The organism is Ulvibacter sp. 2305UL32-6, assembly GCF_058148545.1.
Genome location: NZ_JBYVKA010000001.1, coordinates 339,648 through 366,019, shown reverse-complemented (window position 1 = coordinate 366,019; position 26,372 = coordinate 339,648). Strand labels below are relative to the sequence as shown.

Annotated in this window: 24 protein-coding genes; 10 read left to right on the top strand and 14 right to left on the bottom strand. The window is 38.3% G+C overall.

All coding sequences use genetic code 11. The features are described 5' to 3' along the window. Positions 1-27 precede the first annotated feature (27 nt). Positions 28-753, top strand: a complete 726-nt coding sequence (locus tag ACY2RU_RS01785; RefSeq protein WP_490136689.1) for a TrmH family RNA methyltransferase — start codon at positions 28-30, stop codon at positions 751-753. Here the strand turns inward: ACY2RU_RS01785 and porT are convergent. Both porT and ubiE read right to left on the bottom strand, forming a co-directional pair. Further along, positions 740-1,447, bottom strand: coding sequence for a type IX secretion/gliding motility protein PorT/SprT (gene porT, locus ACY2RU_RS01780; RefSeq protein WP_490136688.1), 708 nt, complete (start codon positions 1,445-1,447; stop codon positions 740-742). The two genes, ACY2RU_RS01785 and porT, sit on opposite strands and share 14 nt — an antisense overlap. Positions 1,448-1,449: 2 nt before the next feature. Continuing rightward, entirely contained in the window at positions 1,450-2,181 is a 732-nt protein-coding gene (ubiE, locus tag ACY2RU_RS01775) for a bifunctional demethylmenaquinone methyltransferase/2-methoxy-6-polyprenyl-1,4-benzoquinol methylase UbiE (protein WP_490136687.1), read from the bottom strand. A 191-nt stretch (positions 2,182-2,372) separates the two neighbouring features. Here ubiE and trkA point away from each other — a divergent pair, with 191 nt between their 5' ends. Together trkA and ACY2RU_RS01765 are read left to right on the top strand one after the other, a co-directional pair. Further along, positions 2,373-3,722: a Trk system potassium transporter TrkA gene (trkA, locus tag ACY2RU_RS01770; RefSeq protein WP_490136686.1), complete on the top strand. Its 1,350-nt coding sequence runs from the start codon at positions 2,373-2,375 to the stop codon at positions 3,720-3,722. A 47-nt stretch (positions 3,723-3,769) separates the two neighbouring features. Then, positions 3,770-5,230: a TrkH family potassium uptake protein gene (locus ACY2RU_RS01765; protein ID WP_490136685.1), complete on the top strand. Its 1,461-nt coding sequence runs from the start codon at positions 3,770-3,772 to the stop codon at positions 5,228-5,230. 3 nt (positions 5,231-5,233) lie between these two features. On the opposite strand, the gene ACY2RU_RS01760 is transcribed toward ACY2RU_RS01765, so the two are convergent. Continuing rightward, the gene (locus tag ACY2RU_RS01760; protein WP_490136684.1) at positions 5,234-6,064 is read right to left on the bottom strand and encodes an OmpA family protein; all 831 of its coding nucleotides are present in this window, start codon (positions 6,062-6,064) and stop codon (positions 5,234-5,236) included. A 362-nt stretch (positions 6,065-6,426) separates the two neighbouring features. Between ACY2RU_RS01760 and ACY2RU_RS01755 the strand changes: the two genes are divergently transcribed. Continuing rightward, a complete protein-coding gene (locus ACY2RU_RS01755; protein ID WP_490136683.1) occupies positions 6,427-7,233 on the top strand; it encodes a T9SS type A sorting domain-containing protein in 807 nt (268 codons plus the stop codon). A 72-nt stretch (positions 7,234-7,305) separates the two neighbouring features. Here ACY2RU_RS01755 and ACY2RU_RS01750 read toward each other — a convergent pair whose 3' ends face one another. Continuing rightward, on the bottom strand, positions 7,306-8,493 hold the full coding sequence (locus tag ACY2RU_RS01750) for a pyridoxal phosphate-dependent aminotransferase (RefSeq protein WP_490136682.1): 1,188 nt from the start codon (positions 8,491-8,493) through the stop codon (positions 7,306-7,308). Between the two features lie 3 nt (positions 8,494-8,496). Then, positions 8,497-9,597 carry a fatty acid desaturase family protein gene (locus ACY2RU_RS01745; RefSeq protein ID WP_490136681.1) on the bottom strand — a complete coding sequence of 367 codons (1,101 nt, stop codon included), beginning with the start codon at positions 9,595-9,597 and terminating at the stop codon, positions 8,497-8,499. A 126-nt stretch (positions 9,598-9,723) separates the two neighbouring features. On the opposite strand from ACY2RU_RS01745, the gene rsmG reads away from it, so the two are divergent. Beyond that, a complete protein-coding gene (rsmG, locus tag ACY2RU_RS01740; RefSeq protein WP_490136680.1) occupies positions 9,724-10,356 on the top strand; it encodes a 16S rRNA (guanine(527)-N(7))-methyltransferase RsmG in 633 nt (210 codons plus the stop codon). Positions 10,357-10,438: 82 nt separating this feature from the next. On the opposite strand, the gene ACY2RU_RS01735 is transcribed toward rsmG, so the two are convergent. After that, entirely contained in the window at positions 10,439-12,118 is a 1,680-nt protein-coding gene (locus tag ACY2RU_RS01735) for a T9SS type A sorting domain-containing protein (protein ID WP_490136679.1), read from the bottom strand. Between the two features lie 226 nt (positions 12,119-12,344). On the opposite strand from ACY2RU_RS01735, the gene ACY2RU_RS01730 reads away from it, so the two are divergent. Next, positions 12,345-13,064: a T9SS type A sorting domain-containing protein gene (locus ACY2RU_RS01730; protein ID WP_490136678.1), complete on the top strand. Its 720-nt coding sequence runs from the start codon at positions 12,345-12,347 to the stop codon at positions 13,062-13,064. A 142-nt stretch (positions 13,065-13,206) separates the two neighbouring features. On the opposite strand, the gene ACY2RU_RS01725 is transcribed toward ACY2RU_RS01730, so the two are convergent. From ACY2RU_RS01725 to ACY2RU_RS01715, 3 genes are all read right to left on the bottom strand, one after another. Beyond that, positions 13,207-13,425, bottom strand: a complete 219-nt coding sequence (locus ACY2RU_RS01725) for a hypothetical protein (RefSeq protein WP_490136677.1) — start codon at positions 13,423-13,425, stop codon at positions 13,207-13,209. An 84-nt stretch (positions 13,426-13,509) separates the two neighbouring features. Then, the gene (locus ACY2RU_RS01720) at positions 13,510-15,174 is read right to left on the bottom strand and encodes a DUF6029 family protein (RefSeq protein WP_490136676.1); all 1,665 of its coding nucleotides are present in this window, start codon (positions 15,172-15,174) and stop codon (positions 13,510-13,512) included. A 33-nt stretch (positions 15,175-15,207) separates the two neighbouring features. Further along, positions 15,208-15,690: a TlpA family protein disulfide reductase gene (locus ACY2RU_RS01715; RefSeq protein ID WP_490136675.1), complete on the bottom strand. Its 483-nt coding sequence runs from the start codon at positions 15,688-15,690 to the stop codon at positions 15,208-15,210. A gap of 145 nt (positions 15,691-15,835) precedes the next feature. Between ACY2RU_RS01715 and ACY2RU_RS01710 the strand changes: the two genes are divergently transcribed. Together ACY2RU_RS01710 and ACY2RU_RS01705 are read left to right on the top strand one after the other, a co-directional pair. Continuing rightward, positions 15,836-17,122 carry an Omp28-related outer membrane protein gene (locus ACY2RU_RS01710; RefSeq protein ID WP_490136674.1) on the top strand — a complete coding sequence of 429 codons (1,287 nt, stop codon included), beginning with the start codon at positions 15,836-15,838 and terminating at the stop codon, positions 17,120-17,122. Positions 17,123-17,216: 94 nt separating this feature from the next. Next, positions 17,217-18,275, top strand: a complete 1,059-nt coding sequence (locus ACY2RU_RS01705) for an Omp28-related outer membrane protein (protein WP_490136673.1) — start codon at positions 17,217-17,219, stop codon at positions 18,273-18,275. 68 nt (positions 18,276-18,343) lie between these two features. On the opposite strand, the gene pruA is transcribed toward ACY2RU_RS01705, so the two are convergent. Beyond that, positions 18,344-19,969, bottom strand: a complete 1,626-nt coding sequence (gene pruA, locus ACY2RU_RS01700; protein ID WP_490136672.1) for an L-glutamate gamma-semialdehyde dehydrogenase — start codon at positions 19,967-19,969, stop codon at positions 18,344-18,346. Positions 19,970-20,175: 206 nt separating this feature from the next. On the opposite strand from pruA, the gene ACY2RU_RS01695 reads away from it, so the two are divergent. Both ACY2RU_RS01695 and ACY2RU_RS01690 read left to right on the top strand, forming a co-directional pair. After that, positions 20,176-20,880 (top strand): NRDE family protein, encoded by a 705-nt coding sequence (locus tag ACY2RU_RS01695; protein WP_490136671.1) that lies wholly within the window; start codon positions 20,176-20,178, stop codon positions 20,878-20,880. 23 nt (positions 20,881-20,903) lie between these two features. Next, the gene (locus tag ACY2RU_RS01690) at positions 20,904-21,893 is read left to right on the top strand and encodes a DUF6695 family protein (RefSeq protein ID WP_490136670.1); all 990 of its coding nucleotides are present in this window, start codon (positions 20,904-20,906) and stop codon (positions 21,891-21,893) included. On the opposite strand, the gene apaG is transcribed toward ACY2RU_RS01690, so the two are convergent. The 4 genes from apaG to ACY2RU_RS01670 form a co-directional block, all read right to left on the bottom strand. Further along, complete coding sequence (gene apaG, locus ACY2RU_RS01685) at positions 21,862-22,248, bottom strand: Co2+/Mg2+ efflux protein ApaG (RefSeq protein ID WP_490136669.1); 387 nt, start codon at positions 22,246-22,248, stop codon at positions 21,862-21,864. The two genes, ACY2RU_RS01690 and apaG, sit on opposite strands and share 32 nt — an antisense overlap. Continuing rightward, the gene (locus tag ACY2RU_RS01680; RefSeq protein WP_490136668.1) at positions 22,248-23,462 is read right to left on the bottom strand and encodes a DUF3667 domain-containing protein; all 1,215 of its coding nucleotides are present in this window, start codon (positions 23,460-23,462) and stop codon (positions 22,248-22,250) included. Before ACY2RU_RS01680 ends, apaG begins: the two co-directional genes overlap by 1 nt. Positions 23,463-23,571: 109 nt before the next feature. Further along, complete coding sequence (locus ACY2RU_RS01675; protein WP_490136667.1) at positions 23,572-24,960, bottom strand: pyridoxal phosphate-dependent decarboxylase family protein; 1,389 nt, start codon at positions 24,958-24,960, stop codon at positions 23,572-23,574. A gap of 87 nt (positions 24,961-25,047) precedes the next feature. Beyond that, positions 25,048-26,301 (bottom strand): type IX secretion system plug protein, encoded by a 1,254-nt coding sequence (locus ACY2RU_RS01670; protein WP_490136666.1) that lies wholly within the window; start codon positions 26,299-26,301, stop codon positions 25,048-25,050. Positions 26,302-26,372 lie beyond the last annotated feature (71 nt).

Genomic DNA, 26,372 nt, shown 5'->3' with positions numbered 1-26,372 from the left:
TTATGCAAAGTCAAAAATAGGATAATTTTGGTAAGTAAAAGTCAATTAAAATTAATAACGAGTTTACAGCAAAAAAAGTACCGTGATAAAACGGGTCTTTTTATTGCAGAAGGTCCTAAGGTCATTGCCGAATTTATAGCTTCGGGTTTAAAGTTGCACAGTTTATTTGCTTCGGAAGATATTGGAATTTCGGCACCTTTTGAAAAGGTGACTGAAAAAGAACTTCAAAAACTAAGTTGTTTAAAAACAGCGAATAAAGCGCTCGCTGTTTTTGAAATTCCAAAGAAAAACAGTTCTACTTCCGAAGGATTGATCGTTGCGCTTGATGCTATTCGCGATCCGGGTAATTTAGGAACTATTATTAGGCTTTGTGACTGGTTTGGAGTTTCTCAGCTAATTTGTTCAATAGATACGGCAGACTGCTATAATCCGAAGGTTGTACAAGCTACCATGGGTTCAATTGCTAGGGTAGATGTTGCTTATATGGATCTTTCCGAATTTCTCAGGGAAACCAAATTGCCTATTTATGGAGGAGTCATGAAAGGGGTTAGTATTTACAAGGCGTCACTTCCGCAGGATGCAATCATTGTATTGGGAAATGAAGCCAATGGTATTTCCGAAGCCGTTCAGAAACAATTAACACATCACGTGACTATTCCTCAGTTTGGAAAAATTAAGGAAACTGAGAGTTTGAATGTGGCTACGGCCACGGCTATTTTGCTGAGTGAATTTAAGCGATCTACTGAAACGTAAAATTGATAAAAACTCCGCGCGAAGCAAATTTTTCAATATTTCCAGTGTATGGGCTAGCTGGATCTTCGTCTCGAACCAATTCGTCGCTTGTGGCAAAAACTCCGCGAATTGACGGCGTAAATTTGAAGTAGAATAGATAAAAGTCGATTCCAAAACCAAGTTCGTAATAACTCGTGCCTGCGGTCATCCTAAAGGTGCCCTGCTCGTTGTCTTCTGGATTGTTTTGGCTACTAGAAAGGTTGTGAGAACGCGATATTCCAGCAACAATAAATGGCTTGATATTATTAAGGCGTTTGGTTGATAATTTAACCAATAATGGTACGTGAATGTATGTTGATTTGGTTTCTCTAAGTCTATCTGCAGGTTCGTCAAACTGAGGAAACATAAGATCTCGCTTTGTAAAATAGAGTCCGGGTTCGAGTCTGAGGTTAATGTGTTTACTTACACGTAAATCACCAACAAGCCCTACGTTAAAGCCAGTTTCGCCTTGAACGATCACATCTGTTATGTCATCACCAAAATCTTCTTTATAATCAATCTTAAAATCGTAACTATTGAAACCGAGGTAATACCCCCAAGTTAAGAAGCGATTGTCAAAAGTTTCAAGATTAGCCAGTCTTTCTTTGCTAAATAGCTGTGCTTTCGCACTTTGTGCGAAAATGAGTAAAGCCAATACAAAAAATAGTTTCTTCATCATCATTTAGTTGCCGTATATATGGTTGCTACGCCAAAGGTCTGCGGTTTATTTTTCACATCTATAAACCCGATTTTACGTAAAATATTGTTGAGTTCTTCGCCAAAAGGGAAAACAGAGGCGCTTTCGCTTAAATAACGATAGGCTACCTTGTCTTTAGAGAACATTCTGCCAATTGTTGGTAAAATGGCCTTTGAATATAAATTATAGCCTTGTTTAAAAGGAAATTTTGTGGGTACTGAAGTTTCAAGGATTACAAAAATCCCATCCTTTTTTAGTACGCGATAGATCTCAGCTAAGCCTGTTTCTAGGTTTTGAAAGTTGCGTACTCCGAAGGAAACAGTAATGGCGTCAAAAGAGTTGTCATTAAAAGGCAATGCTTCCGAATCACCCTTTACAAAGGTGATCTTATCTGCCAATGGCGTGTTATCTACTTTTTTACGTGCCATGGAGAGCATTCCTTCACTCAGGTCTAAACCAACTATCGATTTTGCTGGAATAGTTTCAGCAAACTTGATCGCCAGATCGCCTGTTCCTGTTGCAATATCTAAGATATGCTGCGGTTTTTTTGCAGCGATCATTGCAATCACTTTTTTACGCCATTTTACATCGGTACCTAAAGAAATAACCCGGTTTAAGCCGTCGTAGTTTTCAGAGATCGTATCGAACATTTGTTCAACTTGCTCCTTCTTCTCGGCTTTAGAATCTTTATATGGCGTAATTTTTTTGTCCATTTTTTACTGTCAAAATCCTCATAAATGAGAGGGTTGCAAAGCTACGTACTTTTTCAAAGAAAACCCATCAATGTAAAATGCAAAGTTCATTTTGGGAAAGGGGCTAGAATGATCGCTTTATTATTGCTGCTGCTAGCACATTATATCGGAAATCAATTTTGTACCTTTGCGCCACTTATGCAGTATATAGTATGAAAATTATTATTGCCGGAGCTGGTGAAGTAGGATTTCATTTGGCCAAGCTCCTCTCTTTCGAATCGCAAGATATCACATTGATTGATACAAGTAGAGAATCCTTAGCGTATGCAGATACTCATTTGGATATTCGTGTTGTAAGAGGCGATGCGACTTCTATTTCGGTACTTAAAGACAGTAAAGTTCAAGGTACAGATCTGGTTATTGCCGTAACATCGAGCGAAACAACCAATATTACAGTATGTGTATTGGCCAAACAGCTTGGCGCAAAAAGAACGATAGCACGTATTTCCAACACAGAATTTATAGACAATAAAGAAGAAGTTGGTTTTACCAAATTTGGGATCGATGAGCTTATTTCTCCCGAATCTTTGGCAGCAAATGAAATTGAGTTGTTATTGCAGCAAAGTGCCTTTAATGACTCGTATGAGTTTGAAAACGGAGCGCTTACCATGATTGGTTTGAGTTTATCACGAACAGCTGCATTTGTAGGTAAAACAGTGAAAGAAGCGGCGCAGATATTTCCCGATTTAACTTATGTACCTATTGCTATACAGCGTTTTGGAACGCAGTATACAATTATTCCGCGGGGAGATACTACCTTTAAGGAAGGGGACCAGGTTTATTTTACAACAACCAAATCTGGGGTAGATGAAATCTATAAATTAACAGGAAAGATAAAACAGGAGATCAGGAACGTGATGATCTTGGGAGGTAGTAAAATTGGTTATAAGACGGCTAGAGACCTTTGTAAGGCCAGTTTTAATGTCAAACTTATAGAGAGCAACAAAGAAAAAGCGTTTGAAATTGCCGATGATATTCCTAGTTGTTTGGTGATCAATGGAGATGGTAGAAATGTTGAATTACTTCAAGAAGAATCGATTGAAGATATGGATGCTTTTATTTCGGTGACCGGAAATAGTGAAACTAATATCATGTCTTGTTTGGTAGCCAAGTCTAAGGGAGTGAAAAAAGCGATTGCTTTGGTTGAAAATATGGATTATTTTCAGTTGTCACATTCAATTGGTATTGATACGCTGATCAATAAGAAATTATTGGCTGCCAATAATATTTTCCGCTACATTAGAAAAGGGGAGGTTGTTGCAATGACCAAACTAAACAATATGAATGCCGAACTGCTAGAATTCCAGGTTTCGTCTTCTTCACGTGTTTGCAATAAGCTGATCCGTGATATTGATATTCCACGCTCAGCAATAATCGGTGGAATTATTCGGGGCACTGAAGGAATTATTGGTCTTGGAAATTTCAGAATTGAAAATGGCGATAAAATTGTAGTTTGCTGTTTGCCTCAATCTATTGCCAAGGTTGAAAAGCTCTTTATATAATGGGTTCCATTTCATCGAAACTAAACGTAAAGTTAATATGCCACCTTATGGGACTTCTCCTTGGGGTAAATGGTATTTTTATGTTGCTGTCAAGTATTGTAAGTTTTGCTTACAACGATGGCGTTTTTACGGAAATGTTGATGTCGGGATTGATGGTAACAGCCTTTGGAGGGCTTGTTATGCTAGTGACATTAAAGCATAGAAAAGAAATTTTAAAACGAGAAGGATATCTTATTGTAACCCTAGGATGGGTTTTTATGTCGTTGGCAGGTTCAATACCGTATATTATGACTGGCGCGATCCCTAATTTTACCAATGCCTTCTTTGAAACGATGAGCGGCTACACTACTACGGGAGCTACTATTTTAAGTGACATAGAGGTGATTCCTAAAGGAGTGCTTTTTTGGCGAAGTATTACGCATTGGATAGGCGGGATGGGGATCATTGTTTTAGCCATTGCCATTTTACCTTTACTCGGAATAGGAGGGATGCAACTTTTTGCTGCGGAAGCGCCTGGTCCTGGAGGAGATAAACTTCATCCAAGAATTACAGATACCGCCAAACGACTTTGGTTGATCTATGTTGGCTATACAGTTGCTGAAACGATCTTGCTTCAAATTGCGGGAATGAGCTTTTTTGACGCGATCAATCACTCTTTGAGTACGTTGAGCACTGGAGGGTTTTCTACAAAAAACAGTAGTGTTGCCTATTGGAATGACAACCCTGTAATACAGTATATCATTATTGTATTTATGTTTTTGGCAGGAACCAACTTTGTGTTGAGTTATTTTGCTTTTAAAACAAAATTCAGCCGAATATTTAAAGATGAAGAATTTAAATGGTACGCCATTCTTATTATCGTTCTAACAGGTATTGCTGCGCTACTTATTTATTTTCAAGCCGATATGTCCGTTTCAACTATAGAACACCCGATGGTTTGGGGTAGGTTTGAAAGTGGATTCAGGCATGGTCTTTTTCAGATCTTAGCCATTGTTACCACTACAGGATTTGTGACGGCCGATTATACTACATGGACACCTTTTCTAACTATTTTCTTCTTCGGACTTATGTTTCTTGGAGGTTCTTCCGGTTCAACTTCTGGAGGGGTCAAGGTGGTGCGTCATTTGATCATGATAAAAAATGGTATGCTAGAATTTAAAAGGAGTTTGCATCCTCGTGCCATATTACCCATGCGATATAATAATAAGGCGGTGCCACAACCCATTGTATTTAACATATTAGGTTTCTTTATTTTATATATGCTTTCCTTTATTGTTGGAGTATTGGTCTTTTCGTGGCTAGGGCTCGACTTTAGAACTGCCTTAGGAGGTGCTGCTTCTACTTTAGGGAATGTTGGACCAGCATTAGGAGATCTAGGGCCTGTTGATAATTATGGTGGACTTGTTTCTCCTGCAAAGTGGTGGGCTTGTTTCTTGATGCTTATTGGGCGTCTAGAATTGTTTACTGTTTTAATCTTACTTACACCTTTCTTCTGGCGAAATAGATAGCTATTAATCTACTGAAGTAATTTCAATCTCAACGCGACGATCAAAGGAGTCGCCCATACCTAACGGATAGCGAAAAGCCATACCTATATATTGCATACGTTTGGTGTCGATTCCCTTTTTTGCTAAATAATTGTGCAGTGCACGAGCACGCGCTTCAGAGAGGTTTCTTTTTCCCGTGCGAACATTCAAAACATCCACAGCGGGGTTGTCTTTATCACCACAACAAATATGACCAATAAGTTTGAATCGCACAGAAGGGTTTTCCGTCAGGAAAGTAACTAATTCGTCTAAGGCAGCACGACTCTCATCCATGATCACATCGCGATCTACATAAAAACGAATACCTTCCAAAATGATCTTATCACCTTTTTTAGGAATTACCATACTGGCGATAGTAGGTGGCGGAATGCTGTCTAGCTTGACGGGCTCCTCTCGTATTTCGCCTGTTTCTGGGATATGATCTTTTTTATAATGAACCAAAACATCGACTCGGCGATTGTTGGCTGCTTCGCTTCCTAATTCACCGTAACCATTAGATGATATAATGGTAAAATCTCGTAGTTGATCTTTTACATTTTCTGCTCGTTTGCGGGAAAGTTCTAAATTATATGCTTCGGTTCCAACACTATTGGTATAGCCTTTAATGTGTACATCCAGTGAATCTTTATATTCTATACGTTTAAGACTGTCAATGCGTGCTAATTGCATACTGTTTAGTTCATACACGTCGTTGTTGAAGTAGAGGGAGAATTTTTGTTCTCCCTGTTGACTCATTGCGCAAGCACTACAAAGCACAATACTTATCAAAAAACAGTTATGTAGAAAACGCTTCATAGCCCTAAATGTATGATTTTATTTAGAAAGTATACAAATATGATGTCACTAAGGTATTGGTTCCGATATCAATACCATTCGTCTGGCGCTGTTTTCTTCGGAAGTATAAAAATACAAGCAAGGTCTAGCCATGATGTAGTTTTGGTAATATTATTTCGTTGCAGTTACATTTCCGAAGAAATTAGAGAAATGTAAATTTCCTACAAAATATATTCGAATAACTTAAAGTCTAGCGTTTATATGGGGTTTATTGATTTACAATAGGTTAAGCTGTATTTTTTTAAAAATTATCATAAATAGTTGTTTTACAGATGTTTAGTGTTTACATTAGGAGGACACTAATTCATTTAAACAACCAATCCATGAAAAAAACTTTACTTTTAGTCGCTCTTGTGGCGTTTTCTACTGCGGCGTTTTCGCAGGCAAATAATTATAACGTAGGTGATGTTGTAAACGACTTTACGGTTACTGATACAGACGGAATTGAACACAATTTGTATACAATTACCGCACAAGGTAAATACGTGTACTTAGATTTCTTTTTCGATACTTGTGGTCCTTGCCAAATAAATCAGCCCGCTTTTAATGAGTTTTACGACAAATATGGATGTAATACTGGTGATGTTTATGGGCTGTCAATTAATGACGGTACTGATAACAATCAGGAAGTTGAAGCGTATAAAGACGCCTTTGGAGGTCCATGGGCGCATCCGCCAGCTGCAAGTAATGAAGGAAATAGCGCAGCAGTTACAACCGATTTTGGTGTAGGGGCTTTTCCAACTTTTGTACTCATAGGTCCTGGTAATATTCTTCTTGAAAAGGATATTTGGGAAGGAAGTGTTTCGGTTGCCTTGTTTGAGTCAACGTTCCCAAGCGGATTTGAGCCACCTGTAGCTTATTGCACGCCATTAGGTGTGGATGAAAACGAATTAGCAGTAAATTTTCAGTTATTCCCCAACCCAAGTGATGGTTCTGGAATTACAATTGAATTAAACCAAGCTGTTGAAGATGCCGTGGTTACTATTTATTCTGTATTAGGACAGGTGATTTATCAAGAAACTTATTCAGAAAACAATATTCAAATTAATCAACAACTCACTAGTGGCTCTTATTTGGTGCAAGTACGCACTGAAATAGGAGTTGCTACCAACCAGCTCATTGTTAAGTAGTTTATTTTGTTAGTAATGTAAAAAGTCCGTAGTGTAATGCTACGGACTTTTTCGTGTTAATGAGATTTTGATTTACGAAACTGCTGCTTTAATACGTTTCATAGCTTCTTTAATGTCTTCTTCGGAAGCGGCATAAGAAATACGTATGCAATTATCATCGCCAAAGGCTTCTCCGGTTACCGTCGCTACATTGGCTTCTTCAAGAAGGTATAATGAAAGATCGGATGCATTCTGGATGGTCTTTCCGCGAAGTGTCTTTCCGAAGTAATACGAAATATCTGGAAAAACATAGAAAGCACCTTCAGGCTCGTTACATTTAAAGCCTGGAATTTCAGCAAGTAAGCCTAAGATCAACTGGCGTCTTTTCTTAAAGGCATCAACCATATATTGAATCTTGCTCGGGGGTGCTTCAAGTGCTGTGATGGTTGCCATTTGCGCTATACAATTGGCTCCACTAGTTACTTGACCTTGCATTTTGGTGCACGCTTTTGCGATCCATTCGGGTCCGCCCATATATCCAATACGCCATCCGGTCATTGAGAATGCTTTAGAAACACCGTTTACGGTCACTGTGCGGTCGTACATGTCTTCAAACTGAGCCATAGACACATGTTCTCCAACAAAGTTGATATGCTCGTAGATCTCGTCGCTAATTACGATAATGTTTGGATATTTTACCAAAACGTCTGCAAGTTCGCGTAATTCGGCTTTGCTGTATACTGAACCACTTGGATTACAAGGGGAGCTATAGATAAGTAATTTTGATTTTGGTGTGATGGCTGCTTCAAGTTCGGCAGCTGTTACTTTAAAATCATTATCGATAGACGTTTTGATCTCTACAGGAATGCCACCAGCCACTTTGCTAATATCTGCATAGCTTACCCAGTAGGGTGCAGGCAGTAGTACTTCGTCGCCTTCGTTTAGCAATACTTGTGCAAGATTGGCCAATGATTGTTTGGCTCCTGTTGAAACAACGATCTGTGCTGGCGAATACGTGAGATTGTTATCGCGTTTAAACTTCGTGATAATGGCTTTTTTCAAATCAACATAACCATCAACCGGGGTATAGGCATGAAAATTATCTTGTACGGCTTTTATTGCCGCATCTTTTACAAATTCTGGAATTGTAAAGTCTGGTTCTCCCAGGCTTAGTCCAATGATATCTTTGCCTTCACTTCTCAATTCACGCGCCTTTGCTGCCATAGCTAGGGTCGCTGACGTTGCCATTTGGTTAACGCGATCAGATAATTTTGAGTTCATAGTTTATGCATGCGGAGCTGGATTGAGCCCCATTTGTTTTAAGTACTTAAAATGGGCGATGATCGCCTTACGGGTTGTTTCGTATTCTTTATACGGAAGATTAAACTCTTTTGCTGTTTGTTTAACGATGTTGGAGATCTTGGTATAATGAATATGACTAATATTTGGAAAGATGTGGTGCTCTACCTGATGGTTGAGTCCGCCAGTAAACCAATTAACAATAGGGTTCTTTGTTGAAAAGTTTACCGTGGTAAATAATTGGTGAATGGCCCAAGTGTTCTTTACGTTTCCACTTTCGTCTGGAAGCACAATGTTTGCTTCTTCTACAACGTGTGCTAATTGGAAAACGATACTTAGTATCATTCCTGCCACGTAATGCATGATAAAGAAGCCTATAAGTACTTTCCACCAAGCAATTCCGAAGAAAAGCAACGGAATAACGATCCAAATACCAAAATAGATGATCTTGGTAATGATCAGGATGCTCCATTGGGTGGAAGGTTTAGGGAATTTTCCGAAGGAAAGCTTCCGTCCTAAATAGCGTCTGGTTTGTTGAAAATCGGTTGTAATTGCCCAATTAAATGTAAGAAGCCCATAGAGAAAAACGCCATAGTAGTGTTGAAATTTATGTAGCTTAAACCATTTTGCATATTTCGAAAAACGCAGCACTCGTCCTGCTTCGAGGTCTTCGTCGTGTCCGTGAATATTGGTATAAGTATGATGTAAAACGTTGTGTTGTACTTGCCAGTTATATACATTTCCAGCAAGAATATACATGCTGCTTCCCATTAGCTTATTGATCCATTTCTTAGAAGAATAGGCGCCGTGGTTGGCATCGTGCATGACATTCATGCCTACGCCAGCCATACCAACACCCATTACAAGTGCACAAAGTAATTGTGCCCACCAAGGTAATTCTAGTGAAAGAAGTAAAAAATATGGAGTTAAATATATGGAGAACATGACCACCGTTTTAAGGTGTAGTTTCCAGTTGCCATTACGGGAAATATTATTTTCTTTGAAATAGCCATTGACACGCTTATTGAGCGTTCTAAAGAACTTTGCGGAGTCAACGCGGGAGAAAGTTACTTGGTTTGTACTCACAGGATTAAATTTAAAGGGGATTCTAGTTTTTTAGAAAACGTAAAAATACGCATCTTCGTCTAAATGAAGCCTTACAAAAGTATAAATTTCTAAAAGTTGTTCTACTTTTGCACCGAATTATAGCCTATGGAACTTATTCAGACTTATTTTCCGCAACTTACTGAGAGACAGTTAGAACAGTTTGCCAAGTTGGCAGCGCTGTATAAGGACTGGAATTTAAAGATCAACGTGGTCTCAAGGAAGGATATTGATGAATTGTATTTACGTCATGTACTTCATTCTCTTGGAATAGCGAAAGTTTTAACATTTCATCCTGGAACACGTATTTTAGATGTGGGCACCGGTGGTGGCTTTCCAGGAATTCCTTTGGCGATTCTTTTTCCTGAAGTTAATTTTCACTTGGTTGATAGTATTGGAAAAAAGATCAAAGTAGTAGAAGAGGTTTCAGAAGGTTTAGGTTTGGAAAATGTTCGTGTGACACATGGGCGTGTTGAAACGGTTGATGATCAATATGAATTTATTGTAAGTAGAGCTGTAGCTCAAATGGAAACATTTGTACGTTGGGTTCAAGGGAGAGTTGCGAAGAAAAGTGAGCACGAACTTAAAAACGGTATTCTTTATTTAAAAGGAGGAGATCTTACAGAAGAATTATCAGCCTTTCCTAAAGCGACCTTATTTCCGTTAAAAGATTATTTTGTAGAAGATTTTTATGAAACTAAGACGGTGGTTCATTTGCCTTTAAAATACAAGGGGAAATAGTAAACTTAAGTCTTAATTGAATTGCATAAAAAAACCTCCGAAGTGTTTTCTTCGGAGGTTTTTAATTTATTAGAATCTAATCTTATTTATTGATAAGGATCTTTTCTACTTTAATAGCTGCTCCGTCTGTAATCTTTACGAAGTATGCACCAGTATTAAGGTTTTCAACATTGATCTGCTCATCTGCAGAGATGTTTTTCTTAGCAAATACAGATTGTCCTACAATATTGAAAACTTCAACAGAAGCATTTTCAGCATTTACAATATTTAAAATACTGCTAGCAGGATTTGGATAGATACCTACTGTATCAAGGTTACTGTCATTGATTCCAAGATCTCCTTCAGCACCGAAGTCTGTTGGGAAACCAGAACCGTAGTTACCATCAGTATCCATGATCACAACACCGTTAATGTCTTCCAAATGAACTGCTCCACCACCGTCACCAGCAGTATCAACAATTGTGAAAGTGTAACAATCTAATGGGTCTGGAAGCGTAATGTTCTCAATGATTGTCATGTTGTTGCCGAAAGGTCCGCCCGTCTCAATTAAAAGTTGTGCGCTGTTTCTAATATTCCAACGTACTTCTCCACCAAAACCATCGGTGTTCAAAGTAAGAATAAGGTCATTATCTGTAGTTGGAGATGAATCAAATGAGGTAGTACCTGAGTTGTTTGAGTTTTCATCATCACCTGGCAGTGTTACCGTAAGAGTATTTGTTGGTTGTGAGGTGTAAGTAATAGCAGGTAAGTCAACTGTCTCTGACTGTAAAGAAGGGATGTTACCAGTCCAATTGAATACAGCTGGTGTTCCACCATTTACATCATAAGAAATAGCCAAAGATGTGATAGGATCCTGACCTAAGTTTTGAATTTGGATTTCAGGAGTAATTTCAGTGTTTTGCTCACACTGCGTGCGAATTGCAGTAATTGATTTTAAACTACCGTCATTTGCGTTATCGATACCTGTATACGAAGGAATTGCACCAGCACCACTAACAATCTCTGTTTCGTCTTGAGAAATAAAAGCTACTACTTCCATATCTGCAACTTCCATAGGTACGCCATTGTAGTCTGCAGGAAGTGTAAAAGTAAATGTCTCATCAACAAAAGTATTAGCCGTTGTTGTAGGAAGTGTTAAACCCCATTGGCCAGTGATCATGTCAACCAATCTGTGTTGGTGAACATACTCGTTACCCATATTTCCACCAGTTTGTGGTCCTAAGGTGTTATTTTGAAGTAAAGCTACATTCAATCTGTTTGTAGCAACCGCACCGTTAGCAGTATAGTAACCTTCAACATGTACGATCATTTCACTTGTTTGAACGTCAATAGTCGCTTCAACAGCAACATTTACATAAGAAGATTCTGCAAGTGTTTGGTTTGCTCTTGATGTCCACTCTCCACGACCAATAACTGGAGAACTTCCAGAAAATGTGTGACGATTGATCATTCCAGAAGGAAAACTGTTAGCGCCAAAAAAAGCACGAATACCTTCTCCTTCAACAGTTCTAAAGTCTGGCTGACCCGGACTTGGGTTCGCAAATCCACCAGCGTGAATATTAACTAAAAACACATTTCCAGGATTGGCATCCTTGATGGCCTGTGCAATAGCATGACCGTCAGGACAAAAAACACATTTTATTCCTGTGAATTCTTCTAGAACCACTTTCTTGTTTTCAGGCGTAGTACTCACGATGGTTTGTGCAAATGCAGCAACCCCGAATAGCATGAGTAATAAGCCAATAGGTAATTTTTTAGACATTTTTTTTAGTTTTAGTTGATATTAAATGAATGTTAAATATAACCATTTTTTTGCTAAAAAAAATATTTTTATCTTTTTTTAATACCCTATAAATCCGATAGATAAATGGCTTACGGGCCAAATTAATGTCTCGGAAAAAGAATATTGTATTTCTCGTAAAAACCTAATGTTCTTTAATTTAGATTTTATATTTTTGAACTTACCTAATTTTAAAAATTTCATTACTATGAAACATACACTACTTTTTTTAATGCTTGTAATGGCTAGTTTTAGCCTAAGTGCTCAATATATTGTTCAGGATCTTGATGGGAACCCAATTGAGGATGGCGATGTGATCTCTTTCGGAACTGTAGTAGCTCCAGATGCCTTTATTAAGTTTAAAGTAACAAACCAAGGAGCAACAGCAATCAATACGCGTATTGAATTTGTAAGTGCACAAAATGCAGATGGCTCGCAGTTTGAACTTTGCTATGGTCTTTGTTATACTGGTTTAACTATTGGTGAGTCTTATCCTCCTGGATCAGATTTTATCGTAATCGAACCAGGAATGTCTACAGGACAAGGGAATCACTTCTACAATGCTGATGCTGGTGATGGAACACAGATCATCGACTACGTTTTTCGTTTTTACGAAACAGACGGTGGCGGAACCGATATAGGAAACAGCTTGACCTTTACATATCGATATGACCCAGTTTTAGGTGTAAACGATAATCAATTAAACATCGCTGTTGCTTCTACCGTTATTTCGGGAGAATTAGCTATTGATGTTCAAGAAGATCTTAATTTGGCAGTATACGACTTAAACGGTCGTGTGGTTAAAAACATTAAATTGGAAGCAGGACAACGCTCAATTAATATGTCTGACCTAAGTGCTCAGATGTATATGCTACACTTTACTAACAATAAAGGTGTTTCACAAGTAACAAAAGTGATCGTGAAGTAATTCATTTCACTCATAAATTATAAAGGCCGCCTTTTTGGGCGGTCTTTTTTTTGAACCATTTTAATGGCTACATCGTAAGCTAGTGCGAGTAGCTGGTTTTTTTTATATTGTTCTCTTCGGAAATTTGAATGCTTGGAGCGCTTTAAAGCAATCTACCTATGAGAAGGCGAACTCTTGTGGTTAGCTTACCGCCAAAACCTTCCGAAATAACTATAATGCTTGTCAATGCAATTTTTGCGAGACCTAGGTAGCAAAGGTCGCTAGCGCGAAGTTTCTTTAATGCATTACCTACGAGTTTGTGATTTCCGAAGAAACCCGAAGAACCTTGTATAATGAGATGTATTCTAGCGAATTTAACCATGCTAAAAATAGCAAAGCAGTTTCATTTCTTGGGTATAAAAAAAGCCCGCTAATGCGAGCTTTTTTTATATTGTTGAGTTGTTTCTTAAAAGGAAACCACCAAATTGGCACTTAAGCCTGTGTTTTCAGGTACAAAGCGGCAAACACCACCTACACATATCAATCCGCCACGTTGACGTCCGTAGTTCATTCCAAAGCGCGTATTACCTTTAGAATAGCTACCACCAATATTGTAATAGTGAATTTCACCTTCCCCACCGTAGTTCCAGGAATCGGCAATATAAAGTCCGAGTTTTGAATTAAAATTATATTCAACAACTCCTGCAGCCCAGTTTTTACGGTCTTTTTCTGTCCATAAATGTTGTGCAACCACACGAACTGATTTCGCTCCTTTGATTCGGTAAGTTCCTTCAAGAACTCCGATAGTTGCATGAATATCGCCTTGTGTTCCTAGCGGACCACCCAATGATACTCCTTTATCGATGATCACGTCTTGAAAGGTAATAACCGACTTGAATTTCTTTGACCAGGTGTTTTTGGCTTCAAAACTAAAATCTCTAAAGAATCGTGGTCCAGACCCAATAAATTTGGCTTCATACCAGCGGTTTGGGATGTTGTATTCTGCGTCTAAGCCTGCCCAGTACGAGAAGTTTGCAGCTAATTTTGTTCCATATTTTCCCAAAGGAGAATCTTTAGGGAAACTGTAATACATATCTACTTGTGTACCAACTTCACCTACGTGTTTGTCGAATGTTTCAATAACCAATCGAGGTTGCGGGTTGTATACATAGATGTTGGTTAGTAAGTAATCTTGTTGTTTTGTTAGTGCAGGCACATAATTTAAGACCTGCTGATTATATAGGTTTCCTTCTGCAAGTCGGTCACTGTAAAAGCTAAAGTTTTCTAAGCGTCTAAAAGTGGCGTTCACACCTAGACCCTTTTGAGTATAGCCAGCATTGACAAGCATGGCGGTACCGTCGTATAACTTATTTGAAACTAAACGGCCTTCATTAGCGACCACATCAGGATCTTTGGTAATGGCTTCGATACCACCAAAGAAATTACCTGCTACAACATCTAGTCTTCCTCCGTAAGCGTTCACTGTACTAGGAATAGTATCATTGCTGCCGGTGTTTTGGAATCGGGCAACATAACTCGCTCCCATTCTAATGTCAACGTTTTCAATATTTAAGGCTTGGCTTACATTTGCGTTTACATCGGCACCTTGAATGGTTCCGTCTGAAAGTTCAAAGCCCACACGTTGTTGTCCGTAAACTGCTGTAATATCTAAGTAATCTAAAGGCGAAAACTTAACGCGTACCCCGTGAAGCGCGTTATTGATACCTAATTGTCTGTCTTCCCAAGAACGAAGTATGAGTCCGCTACCAAATTGCTCGTAAAAATAACCACCGGTAACATCCAGTATTTCATCTTTATAGTTTAAGTAATAGGTTGCAATACCGTTTTGGCCATAGAAATCTGGTGCAAAACCTAGAATAGCCGATGGTAAATACGATTCGTATTGTGCTCCAACAGTAAACTTGTTGTAATTATAATTTAGTTGAAAATAATTGTTTGCTCTAAAGGTATCTTCTGGGCTAAAGGGATCGTTTGGTGCGTCAAAATTGATGCCTGTGTCGTTTAAAAGCCATTGTGAATTGGATTCAAAACCTCCAAAAAATGTTCCGTTTTCTTGTGCGATTGAGATACCACTACAGAGTATAGCGGCTGCTAGAATAAATTTTTTCATTCGTTTTGGTTGTGTTAGGGGGTAGTAAAAGACTTATTTAGAGTATTCCTTTACCTTTTCATATAATTCGTATTCAGCACCACTGCTATAACCAGAATGCTTATAAACAATTTTATTGTCTTTGATCAAAAGGGTTAGTGGCACAGTTGCAGCACCTAAGGCACGTTTTAGATCATTGTTAGTGTCTAATAGGATCTCATAATCCCAACCTTTACCATTAATAAGTGGTTTAACTCTTTTTACCGTACGACTATCATCTACAGAAACGGCGATAAGAGATACGTTTGTTTCTTCTTGCCATTCATCCCAAACTTCGCTGATTGCGTCAAGTTCTTTTAAACAAGGTACACACCAAGTTGCCCATAATGAAACAATAACAACACCTTCTTTATCGGCAGCTTCTTTAATAGTTATTGTTTGCCCGTCGGTAGTTGTAAGATCGACATTAGGAAGTTCACTTTGAGAAAAGCCAGTGAATGTAAGCGTTAAAGCAAGGAAAAATAAGATTTTTTTCATGTTTAAAAGTTTAAAGGGTTAAGCAATATTAGGTAATATTATTCAAAAAATAAATTAATAATGGTATATTTAAATTTCTATTATCCTATAGAAATACTATGATAGAAATCGTTTAATTTTGCGTTCAATAATAAATCCACCTTCTATGAAATTTTCAATCATTTTAAAGAGTTCATTAATTTTAATGCTCTTCACCGTCTTCGCGTGTAGCAAAACAGAAGAAAATGTCCCTCTTGTTAATATTGCTAGTTTAGTTTTAACAAGTGATTCTGCAGATGCTATTTTGGTTGTCAATGAAACTGTAACATTTACGGCAACTGGTGATGATCAAGAAAATTACAATAATCAAGCCACCTTTTTTGTAAACGGCACAGAGATCACGGGTAATTCTTATGCTTTTGATTCTGAAGGTTCTTTTGAAGTATATGCAGCTTATGCAGGGATTAACAGTAATAACTTAACCTTTGATGTAGTTAGCGCTGACGAAAAGACTCTATTGTTGGATCGCAAACAGGCATTCCCTAATCAGCCAATTACATTTACCTTAATTAATTCAGATGGAACTGACGCTACGGGCGATGCAACTTTTTATGTTGATGGTTCGGCAATAACAGGAAATGTGTTTAGCTCAGGGACAGTTGCTTTACATGAAGTCTATGCAGAATATTTATTAGGTGGTGACACGCAGGTTACAGCAACTAAAAACTTTGAGGTTTTTATAGCAAAAAGAAAAGTAGTTTTAGAAGATTATACAGGAACATGGTGTGGATATTGTCCTGCAGTAGCAGCGGCAGCAGAAGAGGCCCATGATGCAACTCCGCATTTGGCTGTAGTTGCTATTCACGAGACCGCGGCTAGTTTTCCAGATCCATATCACTTCCCGGAAGTACAAATGCTTAAGGACGCTTTTGGCGTGAATGGGTTACCAGCAGCTCGTATAAACAGAACTACCAATTGGAATCAGCCATATCCACTTAGCGATGTGACATCTATTGCGGGAGAGGATAGTGATGTTGCAGTTGCTATTAAGTCGCAACTTTCAGGAACTAATTTGAATGTAGAGGTAAACGTCCTTTTTGAAAATGGTTCAAATCCAGGAGATAAAATTGTCCTTTATTTAACAGAAAGTGGTCTTATTTATGACCAAGTAAATTATTATAATGATGACCCAACTAGTCCGTATTACCAATTAGGAGATCCAATCCCTAATTTTGAGCACAACGATGTGTTGCGTCTTTCTTTAAGCGGTCTATTTGGCGATGCGATCGATGCTACCGCTAGTTTTGGAACTTTTACCAAGAACTTTTCAGCGACACTACCTGATGATTATAATCCGGCAAACCTACACTTAGTTGCCATGGTTGTTAGTGATGATAATGGAGCGAGAAATGCGCAGTATGCTAGCGTAAATGAAGAGAAAGGATACGAATAATGACTTTTAAATATTAATATTTAAATCCCAAAGTTTATACTTTGGGATTTTTTTGTTTTTAACTGTACAAATCGTTACATTAGAACAAAAAACAATGAGAATCAATAACTTATATATATTGTGTTTTGTTTTTGTGGCGTCAATTCTATCTAGTTGTAATAGCGATGATAAAATCGTAGACAACGGACTCGAAGCTGAAGCTTTCTTAATTGTAGATTCAAATATAGGTCTTCGGAATCAGGAAATAAACTTTAGTTTGATTGATGCGAATGAAATAGATCAATCTGCTGCGGCCACCTTTTATATCAATGACGAACCCATTGAGACAACTAGCTTTTCTGCTGACACCGAAGGTAGTTACACGCTTTACGCAACCTATACGCTTAATGGCAATTTGATAACTACTCCACCTCAGGAAATAGCCATCATCATACCACGTAGAAAAATTTTACTTGAGGCGTTTACGGGTGTTTGGTGTGGATTTTGCCCACGAAAAACGACCGCTGTTAAAGATCTAAGAAGACTTACCCAGCACGTTGCCGTTGTTTCAATTCATGGAAATAGTATTTATACAGGTATAGACCCATTAACTATTCCAGAGGGTATGTTTCTCAAGGATCATTATGAAGTTCCTGGATACCCAACGGGTGTAATGGATCGTGGCGATTTCTGGGATTTTGCAGATGGCTCGGCAGCCACGGAACCTTTTATTGAATACGCGGGAAATGAAGTCCCCATGACAATTGCTATTAATTCGAATTTGCTTGGATCAGATTTAAGTGTAGAGACGACCTTACTTTCTGAAGTAACGCTTAGCGGCTATAAGATAGTGGTGTATTTGACCGAGGATGGAATCCTTTTAGATCAAGTAAATTATTATAATACCAATCCCGACAGCCCTTTTTATCAATTGGGTGACCCTATAGTTGACTTTGAACATAGCGATGTGCTTCGGGAGATTTTAACAGATCCACTTGGTGATGAAATATCAACTTTGGCGGCACTCAATCCTATGAAATACACCTATACAACTAGTATTTCTTCCGAAATGAATCCGCAAAACTTAAAGCTAGTAGTAGTTGTATTAGATAGTAATGGAGCTGCTGTAAATGCACAGTTTGCTAGTGTATTAGAAAACAAAATCTTCGAATAAATATAAACTCATATAAACAAAAAACCCGAAGCAACTTGCTTCGGGTTTTTTATTTGTCAATTTTCTTACTATCCTAAAAACGGATAACGATAATCTGTTGGTGTTACAAAGGTCTCCTTGATCATACGTGGAGAGACCCAACGATACAAGTTTAATTTGCTACCTGCTTTATCATTTGTTCCACTATTACGAGCACCACCAAAAGGTTGCTGCCCAACAACAGCGCCAGTAGGCTTGTCATTGATATAGAAGTTTCCAGCGGCATTTTCCAAGATTTTCACGGCCTTTTCAAGCGCATAACGATCTTCACTAATAACCGCTCCGGTTAGGGCATATTGGCTCGTTTCATCAACCAAATGCAAAGTCTCTTCCCATTTTTCATCATCAAAGACGTAGATAGTTACTACAGGTCCAAATAATTCTTCACACATGGTAGTATACTTTGGATCATGGGTTAGAATAACAGTTGGCTCAATAAAGTAACCTTTGCTCTTGTCGTAGTTTCCTCCGGCAATGATCTCTGCTGTATCGTCTTTCTTAGCCTGATCTATATATTTAGCCAATTTATCAAAAGAACCTTCATGAATAACCGCTGTGATAAAATTGCTCATATCTTCTGGCGATCCCATTTTAAAGGTTCGAAGGTCTGCCAGTAAATTCTCTTTTACATCACTCCAAATGCTTTTAGAAACATATACGCGACTTGCAGCACTACACTTCTGTCCTTGAAACTCAAAAGCACCACGAGCAATAGCTGTAGCTACCTGGGCTGGGTTTGCGGTCTTGTGTGCAACAATAAAATCTTTTCCACCTGTTTCTCCAACAATTCTTGGGTAGGTTTTATAGTTATGAATGTTGGTTCCAATTTTTTGCCAGATGTTTTTAAAGACATGGGTTGAACCCGTAAAGTGAATTCCACTAAAATCTGGACTTGCCAATACGGTATCTGTGATCATAACAGGATCTCCCATAACCATATTAATAACACCTGCTGGAACACCAGCTTCCTTAAATACATCGAGTAATACTTTTGCAGAATACACTTGGCTATCACTCGGCTTCCAAACCACTACATTACCCATAAGTGCAGCGCTAGCGGGTAGATTACCTGCAATTGCTGTAAAGTTAAACGGGGTTACTGCGTATATAAAACCTTCTAAAGGGCGATATTCTAAGCGATTCCATGCACCAGCGGTTGACTCGGGCTGCTCTGCGTAGATCTCTGTCATATACTGTACATTAAAACGCAAAAAGTCAATAAACTCACAGGCCGCATCAATTTCGGCTTGATGTATCGTTTTTGACTGAGCTAACATGGTTGCGGCGTTGATCTTTGCACGGTAAGGTCCGGCAATTAGCTCTGCTGCACGTAGAAAGATCCCAGCACGTTGTTCCCATGGCATTTGTGACCACTTTTTTCGAGCTTCAAGTGCAGTTTCAATAGCTTCGGTGATATGCTTTTTTTCGGCCCTGTGATACGTTCCTAAAATATGCTTATGATCATGTGGTGGTGACATCGTATCGGTGTCTCCTGTTTCCACATCTTTCCCATTAATGTACATTGGTACATCTATGGTGCTGTTGTACATTTTTTTATAAGTTTCGCTAACTTCTTTTCGTTCTGGAGAACCTGGCGCATAACTCTTAATAGGGTCATTTACGGCGATAGGTACTTCAAAAAATCCTTTTCCCATGAATATTTATTTTGTACTTCCGTTTCTTTGGAAGTGGGATTATTAATTCGTTTACAGTCTGCGTTTAAGCAATTGCAAAGGTACAAAAAAAACGTCGTTAGACATGGTCTTTATACGCGTGTATTCGACCTCTCGAATTAAGCAATTTGAGCTAAATACAATTGTTTTTTGTAAGTTTCCGAAGTAAAAAAAGACTTACTTATTCTATGTGTACTGTAACTTTTATTCCGCGAGGATTTAACGATTTTATTTTAACCTCCAATCGAGACGAAGCTCCAAATAGAGAAACTTTACCACCCTCTACTTATACCATCAATGATACCCAATTGCTGTTTCCGAAAGATACGGTGGCGGGAGGGACATGGATTGGTCTTTCAGAGAAAAACCGACTTATATGCTTGTTAAATGGTGGTTTTACAACACACGAACGAAAAGAAAAGTACCGTATGAGTCGTGGTATTATTGTAACTGATCTTCTTACTTCGGAAGATGCTTTGGATTCAATTAACACCTATGATTTACATGATATCGAACCTTTTACCATCATTTTGGTCGATTGGGAAAAAGATCTGAAATTATACGAACTGGTTTGGGATGGAGCCAAGGCACATTTAGAAGAAAAACCCATAGCACCTACTATTTGGTCATCTTCACTTTTGTATTCTGAAGAAATTAAAAAGAAAAGAGAATCTTGGTTTTCGGAGTTTCTTTTTAAAAAGATGCGACCTTCCGAAGAAAACATTTTAGATTTTCATAAAACTGCCGGAGAAGGAGATTCAAAAACTAATTTGATCATGGATCGAGGTTTTGTTAAGACTAAAAGTGTGACGCAAATTCAAAAAAACGCAGAATCAACCTCCATGCGCTATGAAGACATAGAGAGGCAAACAGTTAGCTTACATTCCATTTGAACTATACCGGAAAAATAATAGTGTTGGCTTTTCCAGATACCTTTGTAACAATGAGTACCGAATGGGTCTGCAAATTATTACCGTTGGTAGGATTGGGAACCCGTGACTATATTAAAGCGGGTCATGCTGCTTTGGTGTTAATTGAGAACAAAACTGGACAAGCGCGTTATTTTGATTTTGGAAGGTATGTAACGCCAGATGGTTATGGACGAGTGCGCGGCGCTAATACTGATGTCGAGTTGGAGATCCCTTTTACTGCAGAAATAAATGAGTTTGGGCAGTTGACAAATCTAAGCGAGATTGCACTTTGGTTAGCTGCTAATCCGCAAAAGACACATGGAGAAGGCAGGATGCTCACTTCGGTGTGTGATGCTATCGATTATAATAAGGCGAGTAGTTTTATTGGTGAATTGCAGACTGCGGGCAGTATTCCTTATGGCGCGTTTGAAAAGAATGGCAGTAATTGCGCCCGTTTTGTAACAGATACTATTCTCGCTGCAACCCGGGACAGATCTATTATTAAAGCACTGTCTTTTAATAAAAAGTTTACACCAAGTACTGTTGGCAATGTGGAAAAAGCAGCCGGAAGCCAACCTATCTTTGAAGTGTATAACGGAGAGGTTAGATCCTTTAAAGGGTCTGCTTTTACAGAAAATATTAAAAACTATTTTCATAAAAAGCGCCCCCACAAAGGTGTAGATTCTGTTGTGCAAAGAAAATTGCCTATTTACGCTCAACAATTGACGGGCACTGGGAGTGATGCTTGGTTTTATATAACTTCGGAAAGAGGCTTACCGAGGAATCATTTTAGGATACGTCGGTATAACGATCAAAAAGAATTAGATTTTGACGGGGTTTATGTTTCCGAAGAATTCGAAATAGATAAGCCATATGAATTTACATATGATTCACACTGCCAGTTTTGTCATGTTTTTCAGAAGAATAAAAAAATAAGGCTTGCCAAGATTGCGATCTTTTCGCCTAGTTTATTGCAAAAGGTGCGGTTAGTTTAAAAAGCGGGATCCCAACTTGAAACTTTTCGCCAGTATCGAGATTGCGCATACCGTAATATCCCTTCATTGATCCAAAAGGAGATTGTAACTCGCATCCACTCTGATAGGTGTGTTTTTGGCCAGAGTTGAGTACTGGTGTTTCGCCAACAACACCCGGACCTTTAACTTCTTCAATGGCGTTTAAAGTGTCGGAAATGATCCAATGGCGGTCTTCCAATTGTACAGGCTGATCGCTTGTGTTTTCAATACTCACAGTATACGAAAAAGTATAAAATGCTTGAAGCCCCCTGTGGTAGGTGCCTTCAAATCGTGTAATCACTGACACTTTAATTCCGCGTGTAATTTGTTGTACCATTAATATAAAGCTACTGAAATTAGCAAAAATAAAACGGCGCTAAACGATGCGCTGATAAAGAAAACGTTATTTAAAAATATAAATTTTATGATTGTTAACCATCTTTTTTCTTTGTAAAAATTCCGAAGGGCTTTATAAAAATAAAATGGACCTATAAAGGTAAGGAAGATACTAGCAAATAATCGGTCGCCTCCAATGAAGAGATCTGGAATTGAGCAGATCAACATTCCTAAGAAAACGAAACTGAAAATATGAAAGATAAAAACCATATGTTCCATATAAGTATGCCTTTTTTTGGAATAGATAAGCCAAAAGAATAGTGCATAGAACGGCGTAAAAAAGAATAAGAAAAACGGAATTTTCCCTAATAGAAACCTACCAAAATCACCGGGATTTTTCTTGACTTGTTCAAAAACGGGAATTTTTGAATAAATCCATCTATGGTAGCGGGTATTTTTATGCCCCATACTATCTAAAGCTTGGGCAGAACTCTCTATGCTTGTAGTTTTGTAAAAGTTATAGTAAAGCTTGGTGCGTTCTATGTTCTCTTTACTCCATGAAAATTTGTTTAAACTATCTTCTGCAATAAGGGTGTAACTTGGTAGGGGGTCTTTTGTTGGCGTTTTGTATTTAGTTTTGCTGCTATCACTAGGTGTGTTACTTGCTAAATATTGGGTAGTATTTGCTGTTTCAGGAATAGGTTCTACATTAGATTCAATGTTTTCTTCTAGGCTGTCTGTGTTTATTAGATTGTAATTAAAGCCATCGTTTGTTGAAAGTTTCACTACTGGTCCGCTTTCTTTTTTAACTTCTTTATAAAAATTGCTGCCATCATCGGTATACCAAATTATTGTGCTTTGTACAATAAAATAGACAATAGAGACGCTCAAAAAGAAACGAAAGGGATTGGCGTATTTTAACCTTTGTCCGTTTACGTAATTTTTAGTAATCACGCCGGGTTTAAAGAGGAGATCTCTTAATGTAAAGCGAAGTCTTGAGTCATAGGCAATGATACTGCCCAGAAATTCGCTAAAAAAGTCTTTAAGCGACAAACTTTTGGTTGTGTTTAGTTGTCCGCAATACGCACAGAATCGATCGCTAAGATCGAGTGGGTGATTGCAATTAAGACAGGTCTCACTGCGATATTTGAAGTGTCGCCTGCTGTTTTCGGAAACACTTTTTTCGGTTACAACGGGTTTATTCTGGTCAGTCACGAGGTAAATTTAATAAAAAAGAATAGATGCTGTTGTGTTTAACCGCACTGAAATACACTGTGTGCTTTACCTTTATTAAGTGATGTTGATTTGTAGTTTTTTTTATTATTTACTTTTGAAGTACTTCGGAAGGAAATAATTGAGTATTTTGAGCAACAAAACGTTCTAATGTATTAAAGAATATTTCAATGTCTTCAGCTTCTAGCGAAGAATTTATTGTGACCAAACGAACAAATTCGAGTTCTTTAAAATTTCCGAAGCCTACCAAGACAGTCCCACTCTCATATAGAGCCGTACAAAGATGCTGTGCAGGAATATTTTTATAATTAAAACATACAGAAATGGAATCATCGTAACTGTGCAAGGTGTAATCTGGATGGTTTTTAATATAGGCACGTGCCTGATCGGCTAGCGTAAATTGTTTATTGACCATGGTTTCCAAGCCACGTGTTCCAACCGATTTCCATAGGGTCCAAAACTTTAAAGCGTCATTCCGTCTCCCGCATTGTATGGATGTTTTGCCCAAATTGTAATCGTCGCCATCTGTTTGATACAAATAGGCTGCGTCATTTGAAAAGGAATTATAGAGATGCTTTTTATGTTTTGTAACAATGATCGAGCAACTTAGCGGTGTTCCAAGCATTTTATGTGCATTAATACTAAACGAATCTGTTAATTCGAGTCCGTTGACCAAATGTCTGTGTTTTTTGCTAAAGATCACTCCTCCGCAATAGGCACCATCAACATGCAGCCAAAGTTGGTGTTCTTGGCAGATCTCGGCAATAGGTTCAATGGGGTCAAAGGCGCCAAGTACCGTTGTTCCTGCTGTTGCGTTTACGAAGAAAGGGATAAAGCCTTGACGACTGTCCTGTTCAACTATTTCCCGTAGTTTTGAGACGATCATTTTTCCTTGAGAATCTGTTGGGATATAGCGCACTTGTTCTCTTCCAATACCAATAAAGGCAGCATTTTTAGGAATAGAGTAGTGTGATTCTTCGGAAGTGTATAGTGTCATTTTTTGAGTGATACCCTCTTGACGTACATTTGCTTTACGTGCATCGCGTGCCATAAGCATGGCCATAAAATTGGTCATTGAGCCACCAGGAGCAAAGGTTCCATCGCTATCTTTTCCGTAGCCAATAAGATACGAGATCTTATGTAAAATTTCTTTTTCGATACCTACCTGAGGTCCGGCAACTTTGTAGGTATACATGCTGTTGTTTAATAAAACGGCTAAAAGGTCTCCTAAGGTTGCTTTTGATTGTCTTCCTCCAAAAAGCTGGTTAAAGAATAGTTTTGTGGCAGTACGAGGGGTCTGTAAGATAAGTTTCTCAAGAACAGCCTCAAATTGTGCAGCGTTTGTAGGCTGGTCTGACAGCGTTATATCCAGTTCGGCGTACATATTTGAAGCAGGCACGGGATGAATGACCGGTTGTTTTTTTTCGGCGTCGAGTAGTTTTTGCGCTAATCTTTTAAATAATTCGAGATCTTTTTGCATGTTTGATAGCGTCTATTCTCTCAAGGAGAAATAATATTGGTTTTGTAGCTGTTAGCCGTAAGCCAATTGCAAACCTTTCGAAGGTGACTAATTATTTGTGATATTGGTAGAACTGGCTTGTCCCATGCCGATGATCTTGTCAAAACGAGCTCCTGGGGCCCGATAATAAGCAATGACAGTATAGTCATTTTCGGTTTCCCAGAAACTACCAGATACAGGAATTTCGTCAATAGAGCCATCTCGATCTACAAGAACGTACTTATAATTGTAATACCCTTGTTTAAATAATCGTGAATTTTGATAGCTGTTGGTGCTTTCGTTGTAGCTCAAATATGTGCTTCCGTCAATACTCCAGTTATTAAAATTTCCGTAGAGATGAATTTCTTTATCTCCAATATCATCATAATATTGAAGATTAAAATGCAATCGTACGTATTCAGCTTCAATAGCATTATTTTCGGCATAGAGATTTCGCACCACAAAATTACCGTTTATATCTGGGTTGTAAGTATATGGGCGATCGTGTCTTGGGATGTCTGTATATAGGAAATTTTCGTAGATGTCGTTTAGTTCGATGCGTCGAATACCATTATTGGCGACACGCACATCTTTATTGTCGAATGCTAAAAATTCATTACCACCCCAAAATGCTGCTTCCTGATCATAGCGATAAATAAGTTCTGAGCCAATGGTGTATTGCGGCTTTAGATTGGTGATGGCGGTACCTAAATTACTGTTCTGTAAAACAACTGTTTTTACATTTTGCTTCGGATTGATAAGTAATAGGGATGGGGAGTCTATGGTGAAATGAACTACTTGTTTTTCTTCAATATACTGAAGGTCGCGTGATCTTTTTATTTCAACACTAACGCCAACTACAGATTCCATAACCATAAATTTTCTAGAGAAAATTGGGTCGCCATTGTCGTTGTAAAAGCTGATGAGGTAATTTCCGCTTTTGGTTATGCCTCGGGTTTCGCGATTTGGAATGCGCAATTGATAATTTGAAAATATCTGTAAAGTGTTTAATGAGTTTTCGTAATTTTCTATTCGAACTTCATCAAAACCATCGAGGTATTCACTTTTAGCGAGATCGCTTGGAGTCCAATCGAAGTTATGATGCGTAATAACATAGTAAAAGTCGTCTTCTTCACCGTTGAGCGCGTCAAAAGACAGTTGCAATGGGTCTCCAAGGCGAATAATTGGCAACTGACTTTGAGCTGTGTTTCCTTTAAATTGAATAGTTTTTATATACGGTGGTGGCGGAATTTCCTCAACTTGAGCCATAAGTTGCAGCGTGAGGAAAAGCAGAAATAATAAGGAAAGTTTTTCTTTAATCATGTGATGGCATTTGTGCGGTTAAATATAAACAAATTTTGTGCCTTTAAATTGTGTTTATGGCTTTGCTCATT

Excerpts from the sequence above, each read along its gene's own strand:
- porT (WP_490136688.1), bottom strand. The coding sequence starts at position 1,447 with ATGAAGAAACTATTTTTTGTATTGGCTTTACTCATTTTCGCACAAAGT.
- ubiE (WP_490136687.1), bottom strand. The coding sequence starts at position 2,181 with ATGGACAAAAAAATTACGCCATATAAAGATTCTAAAGCCGAGAAGAAG.
- trkA (WP_490136686.1), top strand. The coding sequence starts at position 2,373 with ATGAAAATTATTATTGCCGGAGCTGGTGAAGTAGGATTTCATTTGGCC.
- ACY2RU_RS01765 (WP_490136685.1), top strand. The coding sequence starts at position 3,770 with ATGGGACTTCTCCTTGGGGTAAATGGTATTTTTATGTTGCTGTCAAGT.
- ACY2RU_RS01760 (WP_490136684.1), bottom strand. The coding sequence starts at position 6,064 with ATGAAGCGTTTTCTACATAACTGTTTTTTGATAAGTATTGTGCTTTGT.
- ACY2RU_RS01755 (WP_490136683.1), top strand. The coding sequence starts at position 6,427 with ATGAAAAAAACTTTACTTTTAGTCGCTCTTGTGGCGTTTTCTACTGCG.
- ACY2RU_RS01750 (WP_490136682.1), bottom strand. The coding sequence starts at position 8,493 with ATGAACTCAAAATTATCTGATCGCGTTAACCAAATGGCAACGTCAGCG.
- rsmG (WP_490136680.1), top strand. The coding sequence starts at position 9,724 with ATGGAACTTATTCAGACTTATTTTCCGCAACTTACTGAGAGACAGTTA.
- ACY2RU_RS01735 (WP_490136679.1), bottom strand. The coding sequence starts at position 12,118 with ATGTCTAAAAAATTACCTATTGGCTTATTACTCATGCTATTCGGGGTT.
- ACY2RU_RS01730 (WP_490136678.1), top strand. The coding sequence starts at position 12,345 with ATGAAACATACACTACTTTTTTTAATGCTTGTAATGGCTAGTTTTAGC.
- ACY2RU_RS01725 (WP_490136677.1), bottom strand. The coding sequence starts at position 13,425 with ATGGTTAAATTCGCTAGAATACATCTCATTATACAAGGTTCTTCGGGT.
- ACY2RU_RS01720 (WP_490136676.1), bottom strand. The coding sequence starts at position 15,174 with ATGAAAAAATTTATTCTAGCAGCCGCTATACTCTGTAGTGGTATCTCA.
- ACY2RU_RS01715 (WP_490136675.1), bottom strand. The coding sequence starts at position 15,690 with ATGAAAAAAATCTTATTTTTCCTTGCTTTAACGCTTACATTCACTGGC.
- ACY2RU_RS01710 (WP_490136674.1), top strand. The coding sequence starts at position 15,836 with ATGAAATTTTCAATCATTTTAAAGAGTTCATTAATTTTAATGCTCTTC.
- ACY2RU_RS01705 (WP_490136673.1), top strand. The coding sequence starts at position 17,217 with ATGAGAATCAATAACTTATATATATTGTGTTTTGTTTTTGTGGCGTCA.
- pruA (WP_490136672.1), bottom strand. The coding sequence starts at position 19,969 with ATGGGAAAAGGATTTTTTGAAGTACCTATCGCCGTAAATGACCCTATT.
- ACY2RU_RS01695 (WP_490136671.1), top strand. The coding sequence starts at position 20,176 with ATGTGTACTGTAACTTTTATTCCGCGAGGATTTAACGATTTTATTTTA.
- apaG (WP_490136669.1), bottom strand. The coding sequence starts at position 22,248 with ATGGTACAACAAATTACACGCGGAATTAAAGTGTCAGTGATTACACGA.
- ACY2RU_RS01675 (WP_490136667.1), bottom strand. The coding sequence starts at position 24,960 with ATGCAAAAAGATCTCGAATTATTTAAAAGATTAGCGCAAAAACTACTC.
- ACY2RU_RS01670 (WP_490136666.1), bottom strand. The coding sequence starts at position 26,301 with ATGATTAAAGAAAAACTTTCCTTATTATTTCTGCTTTTCCTCACGCTG.